General features: G+C 59.4%; 1 protein-coding gene. It reads left to right on the top strand.

The annotated features are described in order from the left end of the window. On the top strand, positions 1 to 218 hold a 218-nt coding region (locus tag BQ17_RS21710), incomplete at its 5' end, for a hypothetical protein (RefSeq protein ID WP_218068193.1). Positions 219 to 392 lie beyond the last annotated feature (174 nt).

Below are 392 nucleotides of genomic sequence, written 5' to 3'. Positions count from 1 at the left end.
ACGACGCGCAGGAAAACCAGGCCGGCGACCGGTTGGGTGAAGACCCCACGCTGGCGAGCAAGTTGGAGGAACTCAAGGCGCGCCAGGCCCGCCAGCAGGCACAACGCAAGCAGCTAGAGGAGCGTGGTGAGACCCAGCGCTCGCGTACCGACCCCGATGCGCGGGCCTTGAACAGGCAACCAGCCTGTGACCAGCGACAACGTGCAAGGTTGCGTTGACGACAAACACCAGCTCATTGTACATCACCAGGTCACCAACGCCGGCAATGATCAGAACCAGCTCAGAGGTTGTCTAAAAACTAACCTATTGATTTTAAATCGGTAGGCTGGGGTGAGGAACGAACCCCAGCTTTGGTTGTTGCTGGGTTTTGGCCGTCCCTGGCCGCAACCCAG

The organism is Candidatus Thiosymbion oneisti (assembly GCF_900092655.1).
GTDB lineage: Bacteria > Pseudomonadota > Gammaproteobacteria > Chromatiales > Chromatiaceae > Thiosymbion > Thiosymbion oneisti.
Note: the sequence above shows the minus strand (reverse complement) of the source record. Positions and strands in the feature narration are given on the sequence as shown.